This window comes from Knoellia sp. Soil729 (assembly GCF_001427985.1).
In the GTDB taxonomy this organism is placed as follows: domain Bacteria; phylum Actinomycetota; class Actinomycetes; order Actinomycetales; family Dermatophilaceae; genus Knoellia.
Genome location: NZ_LMSA01000002.1, coordinates 711,502 through 736,698, shown reverse-complemented (window position 1 = coordinate 736,698; position 25,197 = coordinate 711,502). Strand labels below are relative to the sequence as shown.

Sequence of the window (25,197 nt, the reverse complement as noted above, 5' to 3'; positions counted from 1 at the left end):
TCCGCTGGGGCACACGAGGTGAGAAGGGCCGAGCGTCAGTGCTCGAGCGCCTTGGCCACACCGTGGCCGGTGAGGCTGCGGACCTCCATCTCGGCGTACTTCTGCTGGTTGTGCTCCTTGCTCAGCACGGTGCCCAGCCAGCCCAGGAAGAAGGCGAGCGGGATGGTGATGAGGCCGGGGTTGTCGAGCGGGAACCATGAGAAGTCGATGTCCGGGTTGGTGATCATCGACGGGCTGACCGTGGTGCCGGGCAGCGGAGCCTTGCCCGACACGACCGGGCTGAAGATGATCAGGCCGATGGTCGAGATGAGGCCGCCGTAGATCGACCACAGTGCGCCCTGGGTGTTGAACCGCTTCCAGAACAGCGAGTAGAGGATCGTCGGCAGGTTCGCCGAGGCTGCCACAGCGAAGGCCAGCGCCACGAGGAAGGCGATGTTCTGGCTCTTGGCGAACATGCCACCGAGGATGGCAATGACACCGATCGCGATGGCTGACATCCGGGCGACCCGGACCTCCTGGTCGGACGTGGTGTCCCCGCGCTTGATGACCTCCTTGTAGATGTCGTGCGCGAACGTCGCGCTCGCCGTGATCGTCAGCCCGGCGACCACCGCGAGGATCGTCGCGAACGCGATGCCCGACACGATGCCCAGGAACGGGCTGCCACCGAGGTGGAACGCGAGCAGCGGTGCGGCCGAGTTGGCCTTGCCCGGTGCGGCGCTGATCTCGGCCGGTCCCACGAGGGCGCCGGCGCCGTAGCCGACCACGAGGGTGAGCAGGTAGAAGCCACCGATCAGCCAGATGGCCCACTCGACCGACTTGCGGGCCTGCTTGCTCGTGGGGACGGTGTAGAAGCGCTGCAGCACGTGCGGCAGACCGGCGGTGCCGAGCACGAGGGCGAGCGACAGCGAGATGAAGTCGATCTTGGTCGTCGTCGTGGCGCCGTACTTCACGCCGGGTGCCAGCAGCTTCTCGCCGACCTTGGGGTTCTTGTCGACGGCGGCCTGCATGAGACCCGAGAGGTTGAAGCCGTACTTGCCCAGGACCCAGACGGTCATGATCGCCGTGGCCGCGATGAGCAGGAGGGCCTTGATGATCTGCACCCACGTCGTGCCACGCATGCCCCCGATGAGCACGTAGGTGATCATGACGATGCCGACGAGGGCGATGACGATGTTCTGCGCGCCCTCACCCGAGACACCGAGCAGCAGCGACACGAGGCCACCGGCGCCGGCCATCTGGGCGAGCAGGTAGAAGAACGACACGCACAGCACCGAGATGGCCGTCGCGATGCGCACGGGGCGCTGCTTGAGGCGATAGGACAGCACGTCGGCCATCGTCAGTCGGCCCGTGTTGCGCATGAGCTCGGCGACGAGCAACAGGGCGACGAGCCAGGCGACGAGGAAGCCGATCGAGTACAGGAAGCCGTCATAACCCTGCAGCGCGATGGCCCCGGCGATGCCGAGGAAGCTTGCGGCAGAGAGGTAATCGCCGGCGATGGCGACACCGTTCTGGCGACCGGAGAAGCCGCCGCTGGCGGTGTAGAACTCACCGGCGCTCTTCTTGCCGCTCGCCAGCTTGATGATGACGACCAGCGTGACGAGGACGAAGCCGGCGAAGATCGCGATGTTGAGGGCCGGGGAGCCGACCGCGGTCGAGTCCGCGGAGATGAGGGAGGTCATGGCTCAGTGCTCCTTCTGTCCGTCGAGGGTCGCGCCGATGGCGTCGGCCAGCGGGTCGAGCTCACGGTTGGCCCAGCGGGCGTAGATGAAGGTGATCGCGAAGGTCGTGACGAACTGGCCCAGCCCGAACAGCAGGCCGAGGTTGATGTTGCCGAAGACCTTGGTCCCCATGAATCCGGGAGCGAAGATCGACAGCAGGACGTAGACGAAGTACCAGACGAGGAAAAAGGCCGTCATGGGGAAGACGAAGCCGCGGAACTTCTTGCGCAGCGCCTGGAACTCGTCCGTGGTCTGCATGGCGACGTAAGGATCCTCGTCGCCGCGGGTGCGAGCGTCGTTGCTCACGGGTGCACCTCCAGTGGTCGGTCCCGGCTGTGGTCCGGGTCACCCCACACTGTCGGGGTTCCGGTATGCCGGGTGCACCCCCTCCAGGGTCGTGTCGCGCCGGGTGGAGGCGCACCTTCGTTCGGTGGCGAACTCCCCGAGGGTGAGCGGTAGGTGGGGCGCGCCGAGCGGTCAGGGACTGACAGTGTCCTCTTCGGTTTCTGGCCGCACCGGTTGGGGCAAGATGACTCGGTGCTGAGTCTCGTGGAAGTCCCCTTCGTCGACCCGCGGGTGCAGGAGCTCGTCGCCGAGGTTCAGGCGCACTACGTCGTGCTCTATGGCACGCCCGACGAGTCGCCCGTGGACCCGCGCGAGTTCGAGCCCCCCAGAGGGCGGTTCGTCATCGGGATCGACGACCGCGACGGCACGCTGGACCACCGTGACGGTGAGCCGGTCGCGATGGGCGGGTGGCGCTGGCGACCGGACCTCACCGACCGCTTCGGAGGGGACCGGGTCGCGGAGGTCAAGCGGATGTTCGTGCCCCCACGGGAACGCGGGCGTGGTCATGCCCGCCGGCTGCTGGCGTTCCTCGAGGAGAGTGCGCGGACCGACGGGGTGGAGCGGCTCGTCCTCGAGACAGGGCTGGTGCAGCCCGAGGCGATCGCCCTCTACGAGGCCACCGGCTACACACCGGTTGAACCCTTCGGCCACTACGCCGACTCGCCCCTGGTGAGGTGCTTCGGCAAGGACCTGCGCGACCTCGAGTAGCTCCCGGCATGATGGGCTCGTGCGTGCACTCGTGAAGACCGAAGCCGGCCCCGGACTCCAGCTCATCGACGTTCCCGAACCCACGTGTGGGGACGCCGACGTCAAGATCCGCGTCCTGCGGGCAGGTCTCTGCGGGACCGACCTCCACCTCGAGCAGTGGGACGACTGGGCGGCGTCGGTCGTCAAGGTCCCCATGACCATCGGTCACGAGTTCTATGGCGAGGTCGTGGAGGTGGGCGAGCTCGTGGACCACATCTCGGTCGGTGACCGGGTCTCCGGAGAGGGGCACCTCGTCTGCGGCAACTGCCGCAACTGCCGCGCCGGTCGCCGCCACCTGTGCATCAAGACCATCGGCGTGGGGGTCAACCGGGACGGCGCCTTCGCCGACTACGTCGTCATCCCGGCGATGAACGCCTGGGTCCAGCCCGCCGACCTCGATCCCGACCTCGGCGCCATCTTCGACCCGCTCGGCAACGCCACCCACACGGCCCTGCAGTGGCCGGTCGTCGGTGAGGACGTGGTGGTGACGGGAGCCGGCCCCATCGGGGTCATGGCCGTCGCGATCGCCCGGCACGCCGGAGCCCGGCGCATCGCCGTCACCGACATGAGCGACGAGCGGCTCGAGCTCGCCAAGGGCGCCGGTGCGGACCTGTGCGTCAACGTCACCCGTGGTGAGGACCTCGCCTGGGCGCAGCAGCAGCTGGGCATGCTCGAGGGCTTCGACATCGGCCTCGAGATGTCCGGCGCCCCCCGCGCCGTCGAGGACATGCTCGCCAACCTCAACCACGGTGCGCGCGTCGCCATGCTCGGACTGCCCAAGGACCCGTACCCGATCGACTGGGGCCGGGTCATCACGCACATGATCACGATCCGCGGGATCTATGGGCGTGAGATGTTCGAGACCTGGTACCTCATGGGGGCCATGCTCGCCACGAGTGCGGAGCTACGGACGTCCGTGCAGTCGGTCATCACCCACCGCTTCCCCGCGCAGGACTGGGCCAAGGGCTTCGAGATCGCCCGCTCGGGGCACTGCGGCAAGGTCGTCCTCGACTGGAGCTGAGGCGACGAATCCGGCGGGGTGGGCGGACGGCATACGCTGGCTTGCGTCTGCGACGAAGCACCAACGAGAGGTATGCCGTGTACGGATCCGTGAAGGCCGAGCTCGCTGCGACGCTGGCCGAGATCGAGGCCGCCGGCCTCTTCAAGCGCGAACGCGAGCTCACGACTCCGCAGAGCTCGCACGTGGGCACGAGCGGTGGTGAGGCGCTGAACTTCTGTGCCAACAACTACCTCGGTTTCGCCGACCACCCCGAGGTGGTCGAGGCCTCCAAGAAGGCGCTCGACGAGTGGGGCTTCGGGATGGCGTCGGTGCGGTTCATCTGTGGCACGCAGACCCAGCACTCGGTGCTCGAGCAGGCGCTCAGCACCTTCCTCGGGACGGAGGCGACGATCCTGTACTCGTCGTGCTTCGACGCCAACGGCGGAGTGTTCGAGGTGCTCTTCGGTGCCGAGGACGCCATCATCAGCGACGAGCTCAACCACGCCTCGATCATCGACGGTGTGCGGCTGTCGAAGGCACAGCGGTACCGCTACAGGAACGCGGACATGGCCGACCTGCGGGCGCAGCTCGAGGCGGCTGTCGCGGCCGGTGCCAGGCGCAGGGTCATCGTCACCGACGGCGTGTTCTCGATGGACGGGTTCTATGCCCCGCTCGACGAGATCTGCGACCTCGCGGACGAGTTCGAGGCGATGGTGCTCGTCGACGACTCCCACGCCGTCGGGTTCGTCGGGCCCAACGGGCGCGGGACACCCGAGCTGTTCGGCGTGCAGGACCGGGTCGACATCATCACGGGCACCTTGGGCAAGGCGCTCGGTGGCGCGTCCGGCGGCTACGTCGCGGCCCACCAGGAGATCGTCGACCTGTTGCGCCAGCGCTCGCGCCCCTACCTGTTCTCCAACTCGGTCGCCCCCGGTGTCGTGGCCGGCTCCCTCAAGGCCCTGGAGCTCGTGGACTCGTCGAGCGAGGCGCGAGAGACGTTGCAGCGCAACACCCAGCTGTTCCGCTCGCTCATGGAGGAGGCCGGGTTCGAGCTGCTCCCGGGGTCGCACCCGATCACGCCCGTGATGTTCCCCGGCGAGGACGGAGCGCGGCTGGCCGCGGAGGTGGCCGACCGGATGCTGGCCGAGGGCGTCTACGTCATCCCGTTCTCGTTCCCGGTCGTGCCCAAGGGCAAGGCGCGCATCCGCGTGCAGCTCTCGGCCGCCCACTCCGAGGCGGACGTCCGCCGTTGTGTCGAGGTGTTCGCCTCGGCACGCGACGCGAAGGCCTGAGCCCGAGACGGCCCCCGCTGCGAGGAATCGCCGGGCGGGATCGCCGTGCCCGCACTCGAGCACGTACTCTTGACCCATGTCCCGTCGCTTGGCGGGGCACTTCAGCGGTCAGGGGCCGCCCGGGCGTTCGTCCCCGGCGCGCGTTCGCGTTGATCCGGTATGCCGTGCCTCTGGCTCGGTGACCGCGTTGCCCCAACGCTCGGTGCGCACAGCGCCGTCGCCTCCGGCCGTGTCCGACTCACGAGAAGGTTTCGCTTGGCTCAGCGATCTCCGCGCCGCACCGGCGCACCGCGCACCCAGTCGCGCGACCGGCGCCCGACGCGACCCCGCGACAACGAGGGCATCGTCCCGGTCCTGGCCAAGGCCGTCCGGCAGGTCGAGGCCGCTGCACAACGCGGCAAGGTCCGCCCGAGCGGGCGGACGGCATACCAGGTTGTCGCCATCCTGCTGCGCGAGGAGCGTTCACGCATCAAGGAGGACAGCTCGGTGTCCGAAGCCGAGCGGACCGCGGTGCTGACGCGGCTCGACGGCATCGCGACGATCCTGGCCAAGACGGCGGCGCGCGACACCTCGCTGCTGGAGCTGTTGGCCGAGGGCGCGGTCGTCTCGTACGACGCCATGAGCCTCAAGAACGACATGCTCAAGGCGGCGGGGCGCGAGCCCGAGCCGGACGCGGAACCGCAGGAGCTTGCGGCCGAGAACCGGCCCCCGCAGCCGCGGCGAGTGGTCCCGCAGGCCGTGATCTCCCGCCAGCTGGCGAACCCCTTCCTGGCGCCGGACTTCTCGTCCGTGCCGGCCCGCCGTCCGACCACCCACCGGCTCAGCAACTGGGAGCTGCTCAGCCCGCTCTTCCGTGCGTTCGAGTACGGCGGGGACTCGAGCTGTATGCCGCTGCCCGAGCCGTCGGGCATCGTGCGCGGAGTGCGTGGTCTCGAGCTCATGCACCACCAGGCGCAGGTCGTTGCGGCTGCGGCCGAGGGGCACCGCACGTTCCTGCTCGCGGACGAACCGGGTCTGGGCAAGACGGCGCAGGCACTGCTCGCCGCCGATGCCGCCGACGCGTTCCCGTTGCTCGTCGTCGTGCCCAACGTCGTCAAGGCGAACTGGGCGAACGAGGCGGCGCTGTGGACTCCGCGCCACAGCGCGACCGTGGTGCACGGTGACGGCGACACGATCGACGGCTTCGCCGACATCGTCATCGTCAACTACGAGATCCTCGACCGCCACGTCGGCTGGCTGGGCCGCCACGGCTTCCGCGGGATGGTCGTCGACGAGGCGCACTTCATCAAGAACAAGACCTCGCAGCGGTCCCGGCACGTCCTCGAGCTCTCCGAGAAGATCCGCGAGCGCAGCAGCAACGCGCTGTTCATGGCGCTGACGGGTACGCCGCTCATCAACGACATCGAGGACTTCCGGGCCATCTGGCAGCTGCTCGGCTGGATCGACGAGAAGAAGCCACGCAACGCCCTCATGGCCGCGCTCGAGGACACGGGGCTGTCGCCCTCGGACCCCGGCTTCTACGCAGCCGCGCGCAAGTGCGTCATCGACATGGGGATCGTGCGACGTCGCAAGGTGGACGTCGCCGCCGACATCCCGGCTCGACGCGTCGCAGACCTGCCGGTGGAGCTCGACGACGAGGCCGGTCGCTCGATCCGGGCGGCCGAGCAGGAGCTGGCACGACGCTTGGTCAAGCGCTACACCGCGTCGCAGGCGGCTCGGAAGTCGTTCGACGCCGGCGAACGCATCGACCACGACCTCGTCCGCCGGGTGGCTGCTGCCGAGCTCAAGAACGCGGGCACGAGCAAGACGGGCGACAACGTCTTCACCGTGATGCGCAAGATCGGTCAGGCCAAGGCCGGTCTCGCAGCCGACTACGCCGGCCAACTGGCCCGTAACGTCGGCAAGGTCGTCTTCTTCGCCAAGCACGTCGATGTCATGGACACTGCCGAGGCGACCTTCACCAAGCGCGGTGTGGGCTTCTCCTCGATCCGTGGCGACCAGACTCCAAGGGTCCGCAAGGCGGCGATCGAGGCGTTCCTCACCGATCCGGACGTCTCCGTCATCGTGTGTTCGCTGACCGCGGCTGGCGTCGGGATCAACCTCCAGGTGGCCTCGAACGTGGTGCTGGCCGAGCTGTCGTGGACCTCCGCGGAGCAGACCCAGGCGATCGACCGCGTGCACCGCATTGGTCAGACCGAGCCGGTGACCGCGTGGCGGATCATCGCCGCACAGACGATCGACTCGAGGCTCGCCCAGCTGATCGACGACAAGGCGGGATTGGCTGCTCGTGCGCTCGATGGCTCCGACGAGGAGGTCGGCTCGTCGGCGGACGTGCAGCTCGAGGCACTGGTGTCGCTGCTGACCGAGGCGCTGGAGGCTGAAGCACCGGTGGCGTGAGGTTCCGGTCTTGCCCAGCCGATCCTGGGGGTGTCTGAGGACGTCTGTCGGGGCGCTTCTCAGGCGGGGATGGCCTTGGCCTCGTGCGCGGGGGAGGGGCGTGAACTGAGGGTGGTGAAAGCCAGGGCCGCTGCCGTGAGGAGCAGGCCAGTGGCCACGAGCAAAGCAGTGCTGTAGCCGTCAACGAGTGCCACGTCTGGTGCGACGTCAGTGTTGGCGGAGCCGGCGCTCACGGTGGCAGCCACGCCAGCGAGCACCGCGAGGCCCAGGGCGACACCCACCTGCTGTGCTGAGTTCAGGAGCGCGGAGGCGATGCCGGCCTTGTCCGGGTCGACCCCATAGATCGCGGCTTGGGTGAGAGCCATGACGCCCAGACCGAACCCCAGGGCCAGAACCAGCATGGCCGGGGCCAGGTGGAGCCAGTAGCTGGTGTCGGTGGTGATGAAGGAGAGCCAGAGCGTCGCTGCGGCGCTGAGGAGAGCACCGGTCGCGGCCACTGACCGGGGCGAGACCTTGAGCAGGAGGTTGGGTGCCATGCCAGCGCCCAGGACGATGCCGAGCGCGAACGGCAGCCAGGCGGCTCCCGCTTGCAACGGGCTGAAGTGCTGGACCTGCTGCAGGTGCAGCGTCACGACGTAGAAGGTGCCCATCGGCCCGATCGCCAGCAGCAGCATGGTGAGGTAGGCCCCGGTGCGGTGGCGGTCCCGGAACAGGCTCAACGGCAACAGCGGGTTGGGGCTGCTGACCTGTGTGCGCACGAAGGCCACCAGCAGGAGAACGGCCACCGCGACGAGGATCAGCGCAATGGGCTCGGTGAAGCCGTACTCGCCGAAGCGTGTGATGGCGTAGACGAAGGCGACCATGCCGGCGGTGCCCAACGCTGCCCCCAGCGCGCCCATCTGCCCGTGCTCGGTCTTGGCGCCCACCAGTGTGCGGCTGCCCAGCAGGACGAGCAGAGCGATCGGGACATTGATGAAGAACACCCACCTCCAGCCCAGGGTGTCCGTGAGTACGCCTCCCATCAGTAGACCGGCCACAATGCCGAGGCCCGACATGGCCCCGTACGGGGCAAGGGCGGTGTCCCGAGTCTTGCGCTGGGAGAACGTGGTCGCGATGAGGGCCAGAGCGTTGGGTGCGGTCAAGGCAGCGCCGATGCCCTGGGCGGCACGCGCGGCGATGAGCATGCCGGTGGTCTGTCCCAGACCGCCGCCCAAGGAGCCGAGAGCGAATATCACCACACCCCACTGCAGCGTGCGTCGGCGTCCCCAGAGGTCACCGATGCGTCCCCCGAGCAGGAGCAGTGCTCCAAACGTGAGGATGTAGGCGTTGACGATCCAGGGCAGGTGCACGGCTTGGACGCCGAGAGCCTCTTGGATCGTTGGGAGGGCAATGTTCACGATGGAGTCATCGAGCACCAGCATCAGCTGAGCCGTGCTGATGACGAGCAATGGGACAAGGGTGCTGCTGGCGCCTGCTGCGGCCTTCGGCTGGGACATGTGGACCTCTCGGCTCGATTCGCTGCTCACACTGCAACGGTACCCCTGGGGGGTATCTTCCTGCGAACTGGACAAGCGTTCTCGTGATGGAGAAAGCGCACTGGGGCCCGGTCGAGGTTTCATCGCTCGCGGTCGTCATGCTGCAGTGGAAGGGCGCCCCGCAAGGCGGACCTGTTTCCGTCCTCTCCCAACTACCCGCAGCTGGATGATCGGCGAGGCCAGGCCGCACGCAGCCCCGACTCGTACGATGTGAAGTACGGGCTTCAGTCGGCAGGCCGTGAAACCGAGTGGACACATCGCACACCTGAGAGCGGCGCATGCCATCAACGCAGCAGAGCGGGGCATCTCGGTGGCACCGCCTGGCTGACTGGGCCTGGCCTGGCCGCCCCACTGCTTGGCGCGACCTTCCGGGGCGGCTGCGGCCCACACTGGTCACTGTCCTGCGGCTGACGACCGCTGCGGTGGTCGCGTACCTGATCTCGCAGCTGGTAACTGACGGCGCGCTCGACCTGACCGGTCCGCTGACGGCCCTGCTGGTTGTTCAGGCTTCTGCCTTCTCCACGATCAAGATGGGCGCGGTTCGGGTTGGCGCGGTCTTGGCCGGAATTCTCGTGGCGACACTGCTGTCCGTGTGGATCGGGCTGACCTGGTGGAGTCTGGGTGCGGCCATCGCCGCCTCGCTGCTGCTGGCCAAGGTGCTTCGCCTTGGCGAGCAGGCTCTGGAGACGCCGATCAGCGCCATGCTCATCCTGGCGGTGAGCAACCATGATGTCGCCGCCGAGACCAGGATCCTGAACACCTTGATCGGCGCAGCTGTCGGCGTCGGGTTCAACCTAATCTACCCGCCGGCGATGCCCACGGCGTCTGCGCGGCAGGCGCTGATCCGCGTGGTCGAGGCTGGCGCGGCCCCGTTGGATGCGGCCGCCGACGACCTGCTCGCCGGTCCACTGACTCGGCACCGGCTCGGCGAGCTGATTGACCGGGTGCGATCCGCCAACCGGCAGGTCGCAGCAGCCACCGAAACCATCGCCTTGCTCAAGGACAGTCGACGGTTCAACCCTCGAGCCTTCGGCACTGTCGATGTCGAACCCGTGCTGGCGTCGGCCCTCGACACCCTCGAACACTGCCTGCTCGCCATCCGCGCACTGTTCGCGGTCCTGCTCGGCGAGATACCGCCAGAGGCAGAACCAGACGACCCCTACGGCGGGGAGCTGCGCGCGGCGTTCGCGGTGGTCCTTCACGACACAGCCGACTGTTTGCGCGCCTTCGGCAGTCTCGCGGTCGCCGAGGCGGAGGGTCGGGAGCAGGAGACCGAGCGAGCTCTGGCCGAGAGTCTCGACATCCTCCGCGAGACCCAAGCCATCTTGACCGAGCTCATCATGGTCCGGGCGCAGCAGGACACTTCGTCGTGGCTGCTGCGCGGCTCCATCCTCGCCGCGGTCGATCAGGTGCTGTCGCGGTTGAACCTCGAGGACCGGGCACGGCTTCACGCCACGTGGAAGGAGGAGCAGCTGCGGCGGCCTTCTGTCCAACTCCCGCGGATCCTCCAGGACGTGCTACCTCACCCGGACCGGCCGTTTCCCCGCGGCCTGCAGCCCGGCCGCAGCAGGCGTCGACGGGGAGCGGGAAGCGCTCACGGACCACCCTCACAGCGGAGCCTGTGAGCATTGGCCGATGTCGACGCGGCACGGCAACGAGCTGGGCACCGAACGGCGCTGGCTGCGACCCCGCATGTCGCACCGTCGGCGGACTGACGCGCTGGCTGGGTCCCGTGGCTCTGGTTCGGCACGTTGATCCTGGCTATCGGCTTCTATGCAGTCACGTGGATGAGGGGATCGCAGCACCGCGGCCCCCACCCGACACATCGCGATGCCTTGAATGGCGACGACCCACGTGACGATCACAGCGATTGAGCACCGCGCCGACATCTACCGCTAACGGCCGGAGCCGCCATGACCGCCCTCCGCCGAGAGCGGCAGTCGGTCAGGTGCCGGTGGCCACACGGTGCAAGCGACGGGTCGCGCAGGGCGATCCCTGTAGGTTCAGGCGGATCTTGTCCGAGGTGCAAGCCGCGTGACCTGCGGGGGACAACATGCCGAGACGCGCGTCGTCTCACTGGCTTGTCTGGATCCTCGGTGGATGAGTGCCTCAGTCCCAAGGAATCTGGTGCGAGCTACTAACGCTCGGTCCACACATGCATCCTATGGAGCCGCTCGCTGAGCGAGGGCGTGCAGAAGGCCGTCAGGGGTTCCTCTGACAGGACGTGCACACGTAGCCAGAAGAAATCGATCGCGAAGCGGCCAAGATGGGTCTGGGCAACGACCCGCCAAGCGACGGGCGCAAGCCCGTCACCTAAAAATTGCGGTAAGCGTCGCGTCGGTGCACGATCGAGATGATCTCGATGACGAGTTTTTCGTTGACGATTCGATAGATCACTCGATACTCACCTCGTCTGGCTGAATACAGCGGATACAACGGCTCGTTCAGCTGATTGCCCAGCCTCTGTGGATTGCCAGCGAGGATGCCGGTGATGAACTCGTATGCCGCAGCAGCGATCTTCTCAGGCAGGTCGTGGGTCAGGGCACGTTTGGCGGACCTGCTGAAACGAACCTCGTATCGTTCGCTCACTCAACCAGCCGCCCGACCCGCACCATCGCCGCCCGCACCTCGTCGGCGGTCTCAGAGCGACCAGCTTCAAGATCATCGATGCCGCTACGGATTGCGGCCACGGCGTCAGAATCGCTGAGGATCGCGACAGTCTCCATGAGGCCGTCGTAGTCATCAGCGCCCATCAGGACCGCGGCTCGGTTGCCGTTGCGGGTTACCTCGAAGCGCTCGTGGGTCGTTGAGGCTGATTCCACCAGCTTGGAGAACGCTGCTCGTGCCGCGGCCACCGAGAGTGTCGTCATGTACAGAATTATAGTGCAGTGCCGATCGATGGGTGCGGCCCTGAAGGCCCCGATGCCAGGTCGCTGTGCGGCAAGTCCGGACGTATTTCGCTCAGCTTGCTGTGTTGAGTCGCCGGACGATGAGTTGGTTGATGCTGAGTTTCTCTTCGGCTGCTTCGAGGGCTAGGCGTCGGTGCAGCGATTCGCCGACGCGTAGGTTGAATTTGCCCGAGTAGGTCCGTTCGGCGAGAGGGTCGGGGATTGTCTCGCCTTGAGCGGTCATGTCTTGGACGATCTCGGCGATCAGGTTCTCGAGTCCGGTCAGGGCGTCGACTTGGGTGGCCGCCAGCCAGGACAGGGACGGGAACTCAAGGCAGGTGGCCACGAACTCCTGGTCCTCGGCGGACCAGGTGACCCGGTAGGTGTAGTGAGAGATGTCAGTGCTCGACATGGTCTGCATCAGTTGGCCTCCTTCTTCTCGATCGCGGTAAGAACCTGCCGCACCTGGTAGGGCTTGGCTTTGCCTTGGTCGTTCTGGATATTCACGCGGGGATCGCCGGGCCACGGTGTGCGGAACACGGCGTGGGATCCACCGGTGGTGCGGGGTGGACCGAAGTAGTGTTCACAGACTTTGTGCAGGTCGGCGTAGCGGACGTTCTTCGCGTTGGCCCTCATGGCAGTGAGGATCTTCTCGATGGACGCCACAATCCAATGGTACTACTAGCGGTACCATTCCGCCTAGAGGTGGACTGCTCAGGTTCCGGACGCCATGTACGCGGCAAGGATGTAGTTCGGGTGGCGGTCCAGATTCTTGCGGGCCCGGTCGTAGCGCATGGTGGTGCGCGGGTCAGCGTGACGGGCGGCGATCTGCACATCACGCAGGTCGACTCCGGCATCGAGCATGGTGGTCACGAAGGTGTGTCGCAGCATGTGCGGGTGCATCCGGGCGGAGTGCACACCCCCAGCTTGTGCCAGGCGGTGAAGTCGGCGGGTTGCGCAGTGCCGGTCCATCCGGGTGCGGCGCCGGGTGAGCAGGATTGGCCCGGACTCCCGCTCAGCAACGGCTCGTTCGATGGCGCGGGACACGGCCGGGGGAAGCGGGGTAAGTGCGACCTTGCCGCCCTTGCCGCGGACCTTCAGTACGCGGTGGCCGTGCTCCTCGCCGAGGTCTTCGATGTTCGCGCCACACGCTTCGAAGATCCGCAGGCCGAGCAAACCGAGCATCGCCACCAGGGCGAAGTCGTTGATGTTGCTGGACTGGCGCGCGGTGGCCAGCATCGCCTCGAACTGCAGATGGGTCAGGCCCAAAGTGGGTGACTCCGGCGGAACGTTGGGCCGGCGGACGTACTCCGCTGGTGAGTGCGCCAGGACCTCGTCGATGACGCAGGTCCGGTAGAAGCCAGCCATGACTGCCACCCGGCGGCTGATCGTGGACGGCTTGTAGCGGCGCACTTCCTGCATCCATCGCACATAGAGCTCGATGTGCGGTCGCTGGGCGGCCAAGGGGTCCAGGCCGCGCTCCTCGCACCACGTGACGAAGGAGCGCAGGTCGGACTCGGTGTGCACGCGCGACTGGCCCTTGAACCGGGCGAGGTAGGCCGCGACTGCGCGGCGAAGACGGTCCGAGAGCGGAGGCAGGACCACGGGGGTCAGAATCTGTGAAGTAGCCATTCCGCAGAGTCCGCCCGAACAACTCCGACGGTCAAGCAGTCACACCAACGCGGCATGAGCGGACACGGCGTCCTATTCTCGGCTGCATGTCAGCGCAGTGGACCCGGACCCACGAGGCACTCGGAGCGCAGGAAGCATTGGACGCGGTCGATCACGGGACTCCATGGGCGATTCTCTGGTGCGGCGGCGGGGTCTCGCGGTCGGGTGACTCTCCGGTGGACCAGCATGGCGTCGCCTATGTGCGTCGCCACCTGATCGAACCCGCTGAGCGTGAGCGGCTCTTCAAGAAGGCTCAGCGCAAGGGACGGACCAAGACCGTGGTGATGGCCGAGCGGTGGGAAAGCGACGACCGCCGCGCCATGATCCTCTTCTACGAGGACGGTCCATACCTGCTGCCGGACCGCGACGACCCGACCAAGCACTAACCGCCTACGCCTTGTCGCACGCTCATTGGCACGAGCGGATCGCGGCAAATGAGTGCGTTCGCTGCGTTGCTAACGCTGCCTGACGGCATCATCAACCCGTGAGAGTCTTGATGCGCGTCGCCGCAGCGGCCTTGGTTGGGTTCTTGGTCGGCTGCTCGGGCAACGATGCATCCCACNGGCCGGCATACCCATCTATCTCGGGACCGACGCGGGAGGTGCGTTCGCTGCGTTGCTAACGCGGCCTGACGGCATCATCAACCCGTGAGAGTCTTGATGCGCGTCGCCGCAGCGGCCTTGGTTGGGTTCTTGGTCGGCTGCTCGGGCAACGATGCATCCCACGCCTTCGAGGCACCTGAGGGGTTCTCCTACTCTGGGCTACCTGTCACGCCCGGGACGACGGCCGTGATCGGTCTTGGCACGTTGCAGCTCGTAGATCCGGGGACGTCGGCCAAGCTGGTCGCTTTACGCGTTGAGGGCGACCACGTCACCGATCGGGCCGGGCAGGTCCTTGGCGTCAACGTCTACTCGATGGCGGAGAGCGGCGGCATCGGCGCGATCACCGAGTCCAGCTTGACCGGCATCAACGGCAGCAATGGCTGGAAGTTGAAGCAGCCTGCTGGCGCTGTGGTCGGCGCCCAGGAACCGGTTGGCGTGGCGATTCTTGTTCGTGCTCGCTCGATCGGGTCGTGGTCATCTGACACGCTCGTGGTCGACTACACGATGGATGGGCGCCCACTTGCTCAGCGCATCTCAATCGGCGCCGTGGTTTGTGTGGTCGCAGACCTTAGCCAGGGCTGCGAATACTGATTCTGCGCCTCACACACCCCGCGGCAAAGTCGGACGAGCGTAGCCTCCTCCACGCGGCATGAGNCTTGCTCAGCGCATCTCAATCGGCGCCGTGGTTTGTGTGGTCGCAGACCTTAGCCAGGGCTGCGAATACTGATTCTGCGCCTCACACACCCCGCGGCAATTCCGGATGATCGCCGCAACGCCCGCAGTCTGCGGCAGAAGCATTCGTTCTAGCCCGTCGGCTCGCTCTGCCCCTCGTGACGGCGCCACAGGGTCCATATCTCATGAGCGACAGCCGTGTACCGCTCAATGGGTCCGGCAGTCTCAGCGTCGAACCACTGGACGAAGGTCTCATGTGTCAGCGACCTCACGTCTTCCGGCCCCGCCGCTCTCGGCAATGCGATGACGATGGTTTCTGCCTCGGCGTCGTACTCATCTGTGTTCGTGTCGAAATTGATGCCGACCGGGTCGGCTTTGAACAGAGCTGCCGAGATGGCGTTGACAAGATCGCGCCTTGTGGCCGTCTGTGTGAGCCGCGATTGCCTGGCGGCGCGGACGTCGTCATGGATGCGCTCCGACTGACCTTCTCCCGGCGTGCGCTTATCGCGACCAAACCACTTCATCGGGCAAGACTCCCATCCCTCCCCGACAGCGGAGGCGACAACGCCTCCCTTGCCATGCTCGCGATCACTGTCGGCGGCAATTCCGGACGTGTGCCGATATCGCCGTACCCTTGCTCCGTGCGCCCCTCCCGCCTTGTTGCTCCCCTCTTCATGGGCTGGGCCGGACTTCGTAGGCGCGGCCGCGACCGGGAGCATGCACGGGCAAGGGCTGCCATCGACCTCGAAGACGTGAACTTCGGCTGGTGGGCCCTGGATTTGCCTTCATCCCAAGCGCCGTTGTTGCGATCGCGGCAGACGCTGTGCTGGAACAAGCAGCCAATTGGCCTAGCCCCAGTCCTCTCGGCATCTTCATCATGCTCGCCCCATGGGCGGTAGCGGCGTGGTTCCTGATGCGTGCTCTGGCCACGTTTGGGGCAGGGAAGGTCGGCCTGCTGGATGACATCGGGGTGGCGAGCGTTTTGGTCTTGGTCGGGCTCTACGCGTTTGTCATCACCTGAAGGCGTTCGGCCCACCACTTCATGTCGGAGCCGCCTTTGTACTCATCCGCACATCGGACGACCGCGCGGATCGCGGCTACTTGTTTCATTGACCTCAGGACGGGGCCTGGCCAAGGCTCGGTCTAGGTGCCCGGGTTGGTCGCTCTCATCCGCGGCTGCCCACGATGATCGTGTGGCTCTCACATGGACTGCGCCGCCCGGGCACCGCCGGGCAGGAGAGGCTCAAGAAGGGATTGCTCTGCTCTAAGTAGCGGTGCCCTCCACGCCCAACCCACACAGGTTCGAGGCAAGGGAGGACGTCATGGAAGAGCAGGTTCCGCGGGTCGTGATCGGGATGGACCCGCACAAACGCAGCGTCACCATCGAGGTGATGCTCGCTGACGAGTCCGTCGTCGGCGGTGGTCGGTTCGACACCACCGTCGAGGGCTACCAGGCGATGGTGGAAGCAGTGGCGACGTGGCCGGATCGGGTCTGGGCGATCGAGGGTTGCGAAGGCTCGGACGACACATCGCCCACCGGCTCCTGGCCGACGGTCAGGACATCGTCGACGTGCCGGCCAAGCTGTCCGCTCGGGCGCGGGTGTTCGCCACCGGGCAGGGCCGCAAGACCGACGCGACCGACGCTCACTCGGTCGCGCTGGTCGGCACCCGCATGGCCGGGCTGCGACCAGTGGTGTCCGATGCCCAGCTCGAGGTGCTCCAGCTGCTGGTGGACCGGCGCCGCTCCATCGGGGACGAGCACACCCGCAAGATCAGCCAGCTGCACCGGATCCTGTTGGAATTGCTGCCCGGTGGCGCGAAGAAGCACCTCTCCGCAGCGCAGGCCAAGGTGCTCTTGGCCGGGGTGCGCCCGCGTGACGCCGTGGGCAAGACCCGCAAGCGGGTCGCGGCCGAGCTCGTGGCCGACCTGGAACGGATCTACACCCGCAAGAAGGCCGCCGACAAGGAACTGAAGGAGCTGGTGGCCGCGACCGGGACCTCGCTGCTGGGCCTGCACGGCATCGGCCCCTCCGGCGCCGCCCGGCTCCTGGTCGAGGTCGGGGACCTGTCTCGCTTCCCCGACCGCAACCACTTCGCGTCCTGGACCGGCACCGTCCCCATCGACGCCTCCTCCAGCGACCACGTGCGCCACCGCCTCTCCCGCGGCGGGAACCGTCAGATCAACCGGGTGCTGCACATCATGGCCACCGTCCAGCTGCGCACCCCCACCACCGAAGGACGCGCCTACTTCGACCGGAGGAAAGCCGCCGGCAAGACCTCGATGGAAGCGATGCGATGCCTCAAACGGCGCCTGTCCGATCTCGTCTACCGCACGATTCTCGGCGACTACACCGCAGGAAAAGTGACGGGCCCGGGAGGGCAACGGGGCAACGACTCTGACTCCAGCGCGACCGGCTCACAAGCCCACACCGGCACTTCGGACAAGCCACTTCCCGGACCCGCCAACACCAAGCCTACGACCACCCTGCCCCAGGCCTCTTGACACAGAAGGGAGCCATGTCCGGATGGGTCGGACGCCACTCTCCACCCGGGCGCAGCAGGTCATCCTGGCCAGTGCGGATGCGCTTTCGGGCGTGAGTAGCGGAGGTCTCCGCTGCCGCGCTCGGAATGCACTTGGCTAGTGAAGCCGTCACCGACCCAGATCCTCCCTCGAGGTCTACTGGGGCGCATCGGCTAGACCTCAGCTGCGTCAAGCGCCGCGTGGAAGCCTTGGGGCATCCGCGACCTAGCCCCAGAGACCGCAAGTAGGCCGGCAAGGGTGCGGTAGAAGCCGAGGCGGACGGCGGTTTCGTCGATGCCATCGCGCTGGGCGAGGCGCTTCTCAAGGGCGCGGGTGTCGCCCGGCTTCGATGCGAGCGTGGTTTTGCGAGAGGCAGGAAAGTCGGTCTCGGGGAGCATCTTGTCGGTCGGGATCTGTGCCAGCCGGCTGTCGGTCATCCCGTTGTTCACCGAGAAGTAGCACCCGAGCGCGGTGGCTTCGCTGATCTCGTCGAGCGTGCCGTTAAACCAGTGGAGAATTGTTCCAGGATGCGGGCGCTGGCGAAGGACGTCGAGCAGTTGACGCGTGCGCCCAGTGCTGTGCAGCGACAGCACCACGGGCTGTTCCTTGCAGGCGTCGAGGAGCGCCTCCAACGCCTCGCGCTGCGGCCCGGCTGGGCCTCGGCGGTCGAGTCCGATCTCCCCCATGACAGCGTGCGCCCGGACCGCCTCGCGCAGCCTGGTCTCGTTCACTTGGCTGATGGCGTCGGGTAGGCCAGGGTGAGCGCCGAAGCCCCAGACGAGGGTGGGGTCGGACCGACGGGCGGCAGCTCGGGCCTCCCCCGGCGTACGGGTCATCGCAAACACCAGCGCGCCATTCAGGCCGGTGATCTGAGGTCTGGTGACGTCCGGTGCGATGTGCGCGTGACAGTCGAGCGGCGGGAGATCAGACGGGGACATGCGCGAGTTCCTCTAGCCCTCGGTCAACAAGGTCCAGAACGTGGTCGAAGTTCGTGCCCGGGGGCCACACGGCGGAGCCGAGAACGCGGTGCCTGGCGATCCCGTTATCTGTGGCCGACCGCCACGCGGCGATGTCGTGCCGGCGGTGCCTCCGGACTGCCTCGGCCGGCGCCCTTGCCCACTTCTGGACGGCGTATTCGGTCAGGTCGGGCAGCCCGGCAGCGATGAACGCTGCCCGGCGCACCAGGCAGGCGATGCAGACGCCGCACTGGGTGTTCGGGTTTCCACCGGGCGGCCTGCCGGGGTTGGGCTTGGCGCAGGAAACGGTCGCTGCAGCGAGGGCCTGATCGGCAGTCGTCGCAGCGGGCATCGCCTGCCTGAGGAGTTGGCCCTTGGTGAGGTTGTGGTGAGGGTTCTCCACGGTGATGCCGACAAGTCCCAGAGTCGTAAGCAGGCGAGCAAGCGCATGGAAGGTCCACGGGTGTGTCGAGCGCGTTGTCATCACGCCGGCGCGGGACGGCTCTAGCGGAGGGTTGATGCTGGTGAACCCGTTCTCCGGGACGAGCACGCGAGTGGCACCCATGCCTGACGCGGCGGCAACCGCCATCGTCATGAACAGCAGCGAGCGGGTTTTCGGTGTTCGGTGCTTCACGTCGCCGCGGTGGCGCAGGGGGTACTGGATGTAGGTGTGGGGTGTGGTGAGCGAGGCGAAATGCTTCTGTAGATGCTGCTGCGCGCGCCGGATCACGGTCGAGGTATCGGCGTGGCCCAGGAAGAATGGCATTCCTGGCTCCCGGATCCGTATCAGGGCTCCGCACAGTGAGTCTAGGCCGCCGGAGACAAGGCAGATGTCGTCGGCGGCGGACACGTCGACATCGAGAGTCTGGTCGGGCTGCTTCGCCGTCGACTGGACGCACCGCAGAGCCCAGTCGTCGCCTGTGAGCCAGTGGAGCAGGTCCACGGCCTGTTCCAGCGCCGTCTCTGTCCACGCATCGGGATGCTCAACGTGGACGGTGAGGGTCAGCGCCCGGGTGAGGGTCTTGGCCGGCTGACGCGCGGTGCGGTCAGCGATGTAGGCAGCCGTAACGACGCGCAGGAGATCCTTGGCCTCGGGCGCCGAGCGGCCGAACTGAGTCGCGTGCCAGTCGATGCCCGCATGCATGGTTTCGGTGTGGACGGCGGTGAGCGGCCACTGGTGCCATGTCGAGCCAGCGTCGCGCTGGTTGTCACCTTCGGCGGAGAGCTCGATGTGGACGTTGCTCATCGGGTCCTCCGGAAGATGCTCAGGACGTCTTGGGCCAGGCTCGCCGCCTTGTCGATGAGGCCCTGCTTGCTGAGCCTGCCGACCGGCTTGTCCACAGGGTTGCTGATGTCGCTCGCGATGTACTCCTTGATCTCCTGCTCCATCTTCGCCGCTTCGGCAGGCGGTACCGGTTCCTTGCGATGTTCGGAGGTCAGCTCAATCAGCGCGTACTCGAACGTGAGGTTGCCGGTGAACATCTCGACGAGCCGTTCGACGTCGGGCTCCTCCGCTGCCTCCATCGCTTGCAGCATAGTTTCGATCGCTGCGGACTTGAGCGCGGCGTCCTCGGGGTGAACCGGGACGCCGAGCAGCTCCTGGGCGATGGCCTCGCACCGCGCCGTGTCGTCGGGCAGAGCATCGAGCGCGGCCAAGTCGAGACCGAGTTCCGCCAGCCCCTGTGCGTCTCGGGCGCGGTAGGCGCTGGCCCCGGCGACCGCGGCGGCTCCACGCGCCGCGCTGTTCGCGAGCCCCGGTCGTCTTCCCCCGCCGCCGTTCAATGACTTGCTTCGGGTGTAAGCGCCCGTGCCAGCCGGGCGGCTGGGCCCAGTCTGGCCAACCGCATACGTCCCGGGCGCAGCCGGAGGTCCGCCCTGAGTCTTGTCCAGGGCCTGGGTGAGCGTCCTCACGAGGTCTTCGACCGGCGGCCGGATGCCCCCACCGGCTACCTGCTCATAGAGGTCGTGCGCGTCGTCCCACGATGCTGTGCCGCTGCCGCCATAGGCGCCCGAGGTGCCCATCAGCCCTCCCGGCGGATCTTCTCGACGGCGTCAAGGTTCGTCTTCGCGGCCTTGGTCACCGCCTCGTCCAAGCCGTCCGCCTCTGCCAGCGCCTTCAGGACAGTCGGCAGTTTTCGGAACATGGGCACCCACTGCGCCTTGACCTTTTGCATCAGGGCTGGCCGCTGAAGCAGCGCCTCCACCTCGGGAGCAACACGCTCGCTGCCGGCCGCCAACTCGGTGAGCGAGGAGAACGCGAACCTGGCGTCCTCCTGCACGGGCAGCGACTGGGCAAGTGCACCGACGATGACGTCCTGATTCTCCGGAATTGTCCCGAGCACGTCCTGGACCGCGGCACGACGCACGGTGTCGGCCTTGCTGAGCAGCTTCTCGACCGTCTTGCGCTGTTCGCTGTCCATCGCCCCGCCGAACGTGACGTCAGACAGCAGCGTCGCTGCGATGCTCAGGTACCGGTCGATCTCTCCGCCGCGGCCAGCCAGGCGAGGCTCGTTCGCCGCCCAGGGCTGAGTTGCTTCGGTGACCTCGGTCGGCATAACGGCGCCCTTCTCACCGTGCGCCCACTCCTCCCAGCGTCGGAGCAGGTCCGTGCGCTTGTCGGTTTCCAGCGCCGCGAGGGCCTTGAACTCCTTGAGGTGACGCAGTTCGAGCAGGTACATCTTCACCAGCACGTCGAGCGGCAGGTGCGCGCCTGCCTCGTCGGCGATGTGCTCGCGGATCGCGAGGTTGTTCAGGAATCGCTTCACCGCCCGGGGCGTCTGCCACTTGTCCGCCGACAGCCCGCGCGAGATCACCGAGGCCAGCCGCTGGTGCTCGCTAGTGGGCCCCGGAGCCCCGTCCGGGTCGTCCACCGCGTACGGCGCCTCTCCCGCGCGACGGCGAACCCGGGCGCGTTCGATCATCGCCTTGCTCTGTTCGCCAGACATGCTCGACTGCTGGTCAGCCAGGAGCAGCGCCACGTACGCCTCGGCATCTTGCTGGGACAGCCGGGGCAGCGACATCGGGACCTGAACGATCTTCTCCGTGTAGCGGTCGGCGAACTCCCCCTGCGACAAATCGCCAAGATGGAGGTTGATGCTCGCCCGAACCAGTGACTCGTCGGCCGCGAGCACGAACGCCATCTTCTTCACCGACAGGAACAGCTTGATAGCTTCTAGCGTGCTCACTGCCGATGCAGGTAGGCACCGGTCGAGGTCGTCCACGAGCACGACCACCCGAGCGAATCCCATATCCATCTTCATAAGCGCCGCGAAGTCCTCCCGGAACCCCGCCATGCTCTGCGGCTTGTCCGCGCCCTTGTCTTCGCCAGGCGGCGCAGGAGTCAGTGCGTCGACCAGCGCCGGGATGTCCGGGGTCATAGCTGCCGCGCTCGTGATGAGCACCTTGGCGACCCGGCCCCAGGCGATCCGTCGCCGGAGATCGTTGAGCTTGGTCACCATCTCGTCGACGCGGTCCTTCGGGACCGTACTGTCCTCGGCCTGCACCGCCTCTTGCAGGGCGTTGAGCACGAGCGCAATCAGTGTGCCGCGCACGTCCTGATTGTCGTCGAACTCCCACGGGTCCACCTTCACGACCAACAGGTGTCCCTCGTCTTGGAGTCTGTCCTCGATCAGCCTCAGCAAGGTCGACTTGCCGCCACCCCAGCCGCTCTGGACCCCGATGGTCACCGGATCGAGTCCCCCGGAGTTGAGGACGCGCACCACGGCATCGACCACGCCTCCAAATCCGAGAAGGTCCAGCGACGTCGGGTTGTCGTCGAACAGCGGCAGCTTCGGCTGGTCCCCCATGGCTGCCAGTGTGCGCCACCTGTCGCCCCGCCGCGCTGCAGCGACACGAACCTGTTGGACCCGAAGAGCCTCATGCGTCCTGTGCCCGGCCGACCGGCTGAAGCAGTACCGGGCTAGCCATCGGCCGCACCCGCCATGTCTCGAGCCATCCGTCCAACCGCACATCGGCATGTGAGTGAGTCGAACGCGCGCACCAGACCGCGTAGCCCTGTGCGGGCGGACTGACGCAACGGCAAAGCGGACTGGGCACCTCGCCTCGTGCGCTCGCAGATCGCCCGCCCTCGCGCACAGACACGTCAGTCGCTGAGGCGGCTTCTGGCCAGGTGGACTCGTTCCGGAGTATGGAGCCGGACCATGAGTCGAGGGGTGTCGCGGGGGATCGAGGCCGGCGTCGCCAACGACACGATCACCGTGGTGGCGAAGGCGAGCGGCGCGCACCACGCGGCAGGGTTCGCGAGCAGCGCACCCGGCCAGCCACCCAGCGCACCAGCCGCATAGGTCACCAAACCGGCCGACGTCGAGGCCAGGGCACCGACGACGAGCCCCGCCACCGCGCCTGCCCGGCTCAGCCCTCGCCACCACACTCCGAGGATCATCAGCGGCGCGAAGGTCGCCGCCGCCAACGAGAACGCGAACCCGACCGTCGTCGCGATCCCGATCTTCTCCACGAACCGTGCGATGACGAACGGCACCACGACCGCCGCCACCGCGGCCAGCCGGAAGCCGCCGAAGCCGAAGGCGTCCCCGCCCGTGAGCCGCGACAGCCGTGGGCGCAGGAACTCCTGGTGCAGCACACCGGTGACGGCCATCGCCAGACCTGACGCCGTCGAGAGCAGTGCAGCGAACGCACCGCCCGCGAGCATCGCCGTCAGGACGTCACCCCCGATGCCCTCGACCACTCGCCCGGGCAGCTGCAGCACGATCGTGTCGGACCGGACCCCGGCCGGCAGGGACGGCAGGTGCAGGCGCCCGAGCACGGCATACACGGGGGGCAACAGGTAGAAGATGCCGAGGAGGGCGACGACGGAGACGGTCGTCCGCCGTGCCGCCACCCCGTCCGGGTTCGTGTAGTAGCGCACCAGCACGTGCGGCAGCCCCATCGTCCCGAAGCACAGCGCGAGCATCATCGACGACGTGCGGTAGATCGGGTGGTCGTCACCCGAGCGCGGGACGAATGGCAGCGACCACGCATCGGAGACGTCGGGAGCCCCTGCGCCAGAACGGATCCAGAGCGCGATGAGCACGAAGGCGGGCACTGCGAGGCAGGTGAGCTTGATCCAGTACTGCATGGCCTGGACGAACGTGATCGAGCGCATCCCGCCGGCTCCGACCGCGCCGGCGACGACGACCGCGACGATGAGTGAGCCGACCCACTGCGGTGCGCCGGTGACGAGCTGCAGCGCCAGCGAGGCCCCCTGGAACTGCGGCACGAGGTACATCCAGCCGATCGCCACGACGAGGACCGCCGCGAGCCGGCGGACCAGCATCGACCCCAGTCGCGCCTCGGCGAAGTCGGGCAGCGTGTAGGCCCCCGAGCGCCGCATCGGTGCCGCCACCATGACGAGCAGGACGAGGTAGCCGAGGGTGTACCCGACCGGCAGCCAGAGGAGGTCGACGCCCTGGTCGTAGATCAGCCCGGCCACGCCCAGGAACGACGCAGCGGAGAGGTATTCACCCGAGATCGCGCTGGCGTTGAGGCGTGGCGACACGGTCCGGCCGGCGACGTAGAAGTCGCTCGTCCGCCGCGACAGGCGCAACCCCAACCCGCCGACGACCAGGGTGGTCACGCAGACGAGCGCGACGGCGATGACAGACAGGGAGTCAGCCATCGCGCCGCGGCTCGACGATGTCGGCGAAGTCCGCCTCGATGCGCTCGGCCTGTCGCACATAGCCACGGGCGAGCAGCCACGTCGCGGGATAGACGAGGACCCCGAGCACGAGCCACGGCAGCGGCACTCCCGCCAGGGTCATCGTCCGTGTCGACGGCACGAGGGTGAGCAGCAGCGGAAAACCTCCGAGGGCCGCGACCATCAGCGCGAGGACCATGAGCGCCAGCCGGAGCTGGGCCCGCATCAGGCCCTCGAGGTAGACGTCCCCGAGCTCGGTCTGCTCGTCGAGGTCGCGCGCGAGCAGCCGGCTCTGGGCATGCACCGCCGTGACCGCGGTCCGTCGCGAGCTCGTGACGCGCACCCGCGCCGGCACCCCCGAACGCTCGGGGGTCAAGACGTGCCCGGTCGTCTCAGCAGGACGTCCCGGAGCTGTCGCGTATGCCGTCTGCTCACCTGGAGCTCGACGTCACCGATGACGACCGAGCACCGGCCGTGGTCCATGCGGACCTCGGTGATGTGAGGCAGGGCGACGAGCGTCGACCGATGGATGCGGATGAAGCCGTGGTCGGCCCACCTCTCCTCGAGGACGGCCAGGGGAACGCGCACGAGGTGGCTGCCGTGGCGGGTGTGGAGCCGGGCGTAGTCACCCGAGGCCTGGGCATAGCGGATCTGGGACCGGGTGATGAAACGGGTGACCCCACCGAGCTCGACCGGGATCGTCTCGTCCTGCGCCTCTGCGACAGCGGCTCCTTCACCGACAGCGCCAGCCGTCCCCCCGCCACCACCCCCGGAAGGGGAGCCCGCGTCACCACCGGGAGCGGACGGCATACCCGACTCCTCGACCTTGGCCACGACGCGACGGACGGCCTCCGCGAGACGTTCGCCGCGCACCGGCTTCATCACGTAGTCCGTTGCGGCCAGGGCGAAGGCGTCGACCGCGTGCTGCTCGTGGGCGGTGACGAAGACCAGCTGCGGGGGAGCGGCGAAGCGCGCGAGGACCCGCCCGAGCGCCATGCCGTCCAGGCCGGGCATCGAGATGTCGCTGAAGATCACATCAATGGGGTGGGCCTCAAGCATCTTGAGGGCCTCGGTCCCACTGGTGGCCGTGAGCACCGAACCGATCCGGTCGTCGGAGTCCAGCAGGAACCGGACCTCGGAGAGGGCAGGGAGCTCGTCATCGACGACGAGGGCTCTCAGGGAGCCGACATTGGCCATGCG

Annotated in this window: 25 protein-coding genes; 9 read left to right on the top strand and 16 right to left on the bottom strand. The window is 67.4% G+C overall.

Annotated features, from left to right (window positions below):
• Window positions 1-35 precede the first annotated feature (35 nt).
• Entirely contained in the window at window positions 36-1,679 is a 1,644-nt protein-coding gene (locus ASG74_RS08505) for a solute symporter family protein (protein ID WP_056141469.1), read from the bottom strand.
• Between the two features lie 3 nt (window positions 1,680-1,682).
• Window positions 1,683-2,024 carry a DUF485 domain-containing protein gene (locus ASG74_RS08500; RefSeq protein ID WP_235498865.1) on the bottom strand — a complete coding sequence of 114 codons (342 nt, stop codon included), beginning with the start codon at window positions 2,022-2,024 and terminating at the stop codon, window positions 1,683-1,685.
• 231 nt (window positions 2,025-2,255) lie between these two features.
• Between ASG74_RS08500 and ASG74_RS08495 the strand changes: the two genes are divergently transcribed.
• The 4 genes from ASG74_RS08495 (at window position 2,256) to ASG74_RS08480 (ending at window position 7,499) form a co-directional block, all read left to right on the top strand.
• Entirely contained in the window at window positions 2,256-2,771 is a 516-nt protein-coding gene (locus ASG74_RS08495) for a GNAT family N-acetyltransferase (protein ID WP_235498864.1), read from the top strand.
• A gap of 19 nt (window positions 2,772-2,790) precedes the next feature.
• Window positions 2,791-3,831 carry an L-threonine 3-dehydrogenase gene (gene tdh / locus ASG74_RS08490; RefSeq protein ID WP_056141466.1) on the top strand — a complete coding sequence of 347 codons (1,041 nt, stop codon included), beginning with the start codon at window positions 2,791-2,793 and terminating at the stop codon, window positions 3,829-3,831.
• A 77-nt stretch (window positions 3,832-3,908) separates the two neighbouring features.
• Window positions 3,909-5,102, top strand: a complete 1,194-nt coding sequence (locus ASG74_RS08485; RefSeq protein ID WP_056141461.1) for a glycine C-acetyltransferase — start codon at window positions 3,909-3,911, stop codon at window positions 5,100-5,102.
• A gap of 255 nt (window positions 5,103-5,357) precedes the next feature.
• Complete coding sequence (locus tag ASG74_RS08480) at window positions 5,358-7,499, top strand: DEAD/DEAH box helicase (protein WP_056141458.1); 2,142 nt, start codon at window positions 5,358-5,360, stop codon at window positions 7,497-7,499.
• Between the two features lie 59 nt (window positions 7,500-7,558).
• Here the strand turns inward: ASG74_RS08480 and ASG74_RS08475 are convergent, their stop codons facing one another.
• The gene (locus tag ASG74_RS08475; protein ID WP_235498862.1) at window positions 7,559-9,025 is read right to left on the bottom strand and encodes an MFS transporter; all 1,467 of its coding nucleotides are present in this window, start codon (window positions 9,023-9,025) and stop codon (window positions 7,559-7,561) included.
• 431 nt (window positions 9,026-9,456) lie between these two features.
• Here ASG74_RS08475 and ASG74_RS08470 point away from each other — a divergent pair, with 431 nt between their 5' ends.
• Entirely contained in the window at window positions 9,457-10,659 is a 1,203-nt protein-coding gene (locus ASG74_RS08470; protein WP_056141453.1) for an FUSC family protein, read from the top strand.
• A 688-nt stretch (window positions 10,660-11,347) separates the two neighbouring features.
• Here the strand turns inward: ASG74_RS08470 and ASG74_RS16920 are convergent.
• From ASG74_RS16920 to ASG74_RS08450, 5 genes are all read right to left on the bottom strand, one after another.
• Window positions 11,348-11,623, bottom strand: coding sequence for a type II toxin-antitoxin system RelE family toxin (locus ASG74_RS16920; protein WP_082569602.1), 276 nt, complete (start codon window positions 11,621-11,623; stop codon window positions 11,348-11,350).
• Window positions 11,620-11,904 carry a type II toxin-antitoxin system Phd/YefM family antitoxin gene (locus ASG74_RS08465; protein WP_056141450.1) on the bottom strand — a complete coding sequence of 95 codons (285 nt, stop codon included), beginning with the start codon at window positions 11,902-11,904 and terminating at the stop codon, window positions 11,620-11,622. The genes ASG74_RS16920 and ASG74_RS08465 overlap by 4 nt, the downstream gene beginning before the upstream one ends.
• Before the next feature lie 91 nt (window positions 11,905-11,995).
• Complete coding sequence (locus ASG74_RS08460) at window positions 11,996-12,343, bottom strand: type II toxin-antitoxin system HicB family antitoxin (RefSeq protein WP_235498861.1); 348 nt, start codon at window positions 12,341-12,343, stop codon at window positions 11,996-11,998.
• Entirely contained in the window at window positions 12,343-12,588 is a 246-nt protein-coding gene (locus ASG74_RS08455; protein ID WP_056141447.1) for a toxin HicA, read from the bottom strand. Before ASG74_RS08455 ends, ASG74_RS08460 begins: the two co-directional genes overlap by 1 nt.
• A gap of 48 nt (window positions 12,589-12,636) precedes the next feature.
• Window positions 12,637-13,527: a tyrosine-type recombinase/integrase gene (locus ASG74_RS08450; RefSeq protein WP_200942551.1), complete on the bottom strand. Its 891-nt coding sequence runs from the start codon at window positions 13,525-13,527 to the stop codon at window positions 12,637-12,639.
• 242 nt (window positions 13,528-13,769) lie between these two features.
• Here ASG74_RS08450 and ASG74_RS17620 point away from each other — a divergent pair, with 242 nt between their 5' ends.
• Both ASG74_RS17620 and ASG74_RS08440 read left to right on the top strand, forming a co-directional pair.
• On the top strand, window positions 13,770-13,979 hold the full coding sequence (locus ASG74_RS17620; RefSeq protein ID WP_056141442.1) for a hypothetical protein: 210 nt from the start codon (window positions 13,770-13,772) through the stop codon (window positions 13,977-13,979).
• A gap of 261 nt (window positions 13,980-14,240) precedes the next feature.
• Window positions 14,241-14,786: a hypothetical protein gene (locus ASG74_RS08440; RefSeq protein ID WP_156465330.1), complete on the top strand. Its 546-nt coding sequence runs from the start codon at window positions 14,241-14,243 to the stop codon at window positions 14,784-14,786.
• 212 nt (window positions 14,787-14,998) lie between these two features.
• Here the strand turns inward: ASG74_RS08440 and ASG74_RS08435 are convergent, their stop codons facing one another.
• Window positions 14,999-15,391 (bottom strand): hypothetical protein, encoded by a 393-nt coding sequence (locus ASG74_RS08435; RefSeq protein WP_200942550.1) that lies wholly within the window; start codon window positions 15,389-15,391, stop codon window positions 14,999-15,001.
• A gap of 242 nt (window positions 15,392-15,633) precedes the next feature.
• Here ASG74_RS08435 and ASG74_RS08430 point away from each other — a divergent pair, with 242 nt between their 5' ends.
• A complete protein-coding gene (locus ASG74_RS08430) occupies window positions 15,634-15,888 on the top strand; it encodes a hypothetical protein (protein ID WP_056141437.1) in 255 nt (84 codons plus the stop codon).
• Between the two features lie 456 nt (window positions 15,889-16,344).
• On the top strand, window positions 16,345-17,370 hold the full coding sequence (locus tag ASG74_RS08425; protein ID WP_235498860.1) for a transposase: 1,026 nt from the start codon (window positions 16,345-16,347) through the stop codon (window positions 17,368-17,370).
• 191 nt (window positions 17,371-17,561) lie between these two features.
• Here the strand turns inward: ASG74_RS08425 and ASG74_RS08420 are convergent, their stop codons facing one another.
• From ASG74_RS08420 to ASG74_RS08390, 7 genes are all read right to left on the bottom strand, one after another.
• Entirely contained in the window at window positions 17,562-18,326 is a 765-nt protein-coding gene (locus ASG74_RS08420) for a TatD family hydrolase (protein ID WP_056141435.1), read from the bottom strand.
• Window positions 18,313-19,590, bottom strand: coding sequence for a hypothetical protein (locus tag ASG74_RS08415; protein WP_056141430.1), 1,278 nt, complete (start codon window positions 19,588-19,590; stop codon window positions 18,313-18,315). Before ASG74_RS08415 ends, ASG74_RS08420 begins: the two co-directional genes overlap by 14 nt.
• On the bottom strand, window positions 19,587-20,366 hold the full coding sequence (locus ASG74_RS08410; RefSeq protein ID WP_056141428.1) for a hypothetical protein: 780 nt from the start codon (window positions 20,364-20,366) through the stop codon (window positions 19,587-19,589). The genes ASG74_RS08415 and ASG74_RS08410 overlap by 4 nt, the downstream gene beginning before the upstream one ends.
• Window positions 20,366-22,150: a KAP family P-loop NTPase fold protein gene (locus ASG74_RS08405; protein WP_056141427.1), complete on the bottom strand. Its 1,785-nt coding sequence runs from the start codon at window positions 22,148-22,150 to the stop codon at window positions 20,366-20,368. Before ASG74_RS08405 ends, ASG74_RS08410 begins: the two co-directional genes overlap by 1 nt.
• Before the next feature lie 296 nt (window positions 22,151-22,446).
• Window positions 22,447-23,979 (bottom strand): sodium/solute symporter, encoded by a 1,533-nt coding sequence (locus ASG74_RS08400; protein ID WP_056141424.1) that lies wholly within the window; start codon window positions 23,977-23,979, stop codon window positions 22,447-22,449.
• Entirely contained in the window at window positions 23,972-24,373 is a 402-nt protein-coding gene (locus ASG74_RS08395; protein WP_056141422.1) for a hypothetical protein, read from the bottom strand. Before ASG74_RS08395 ends, ASG74_RS08400 begins: the two co-directional genes overlap by 8 nt.
• Window positions 24,370-25,194 carry a LytR/AlgR family response regulator transcription factor gene (locus tag ASG74_RS08390; protein WP_056143355.1) on the bottom strand — a complete coding sequence of 275 codons (825 nt, stop codon included), beginning with the start codon at window positions 25,192-25,194 and terminating at the stop codon, window positions 24,370-24,372. The genes ASG74_RS08395 and ASG74_RS08390 overlap by 4 nt, the downstream gene beginning before the upstream one ends.
• Window positions 25,195-25,197: the final 3 nt, after the last annotated feature.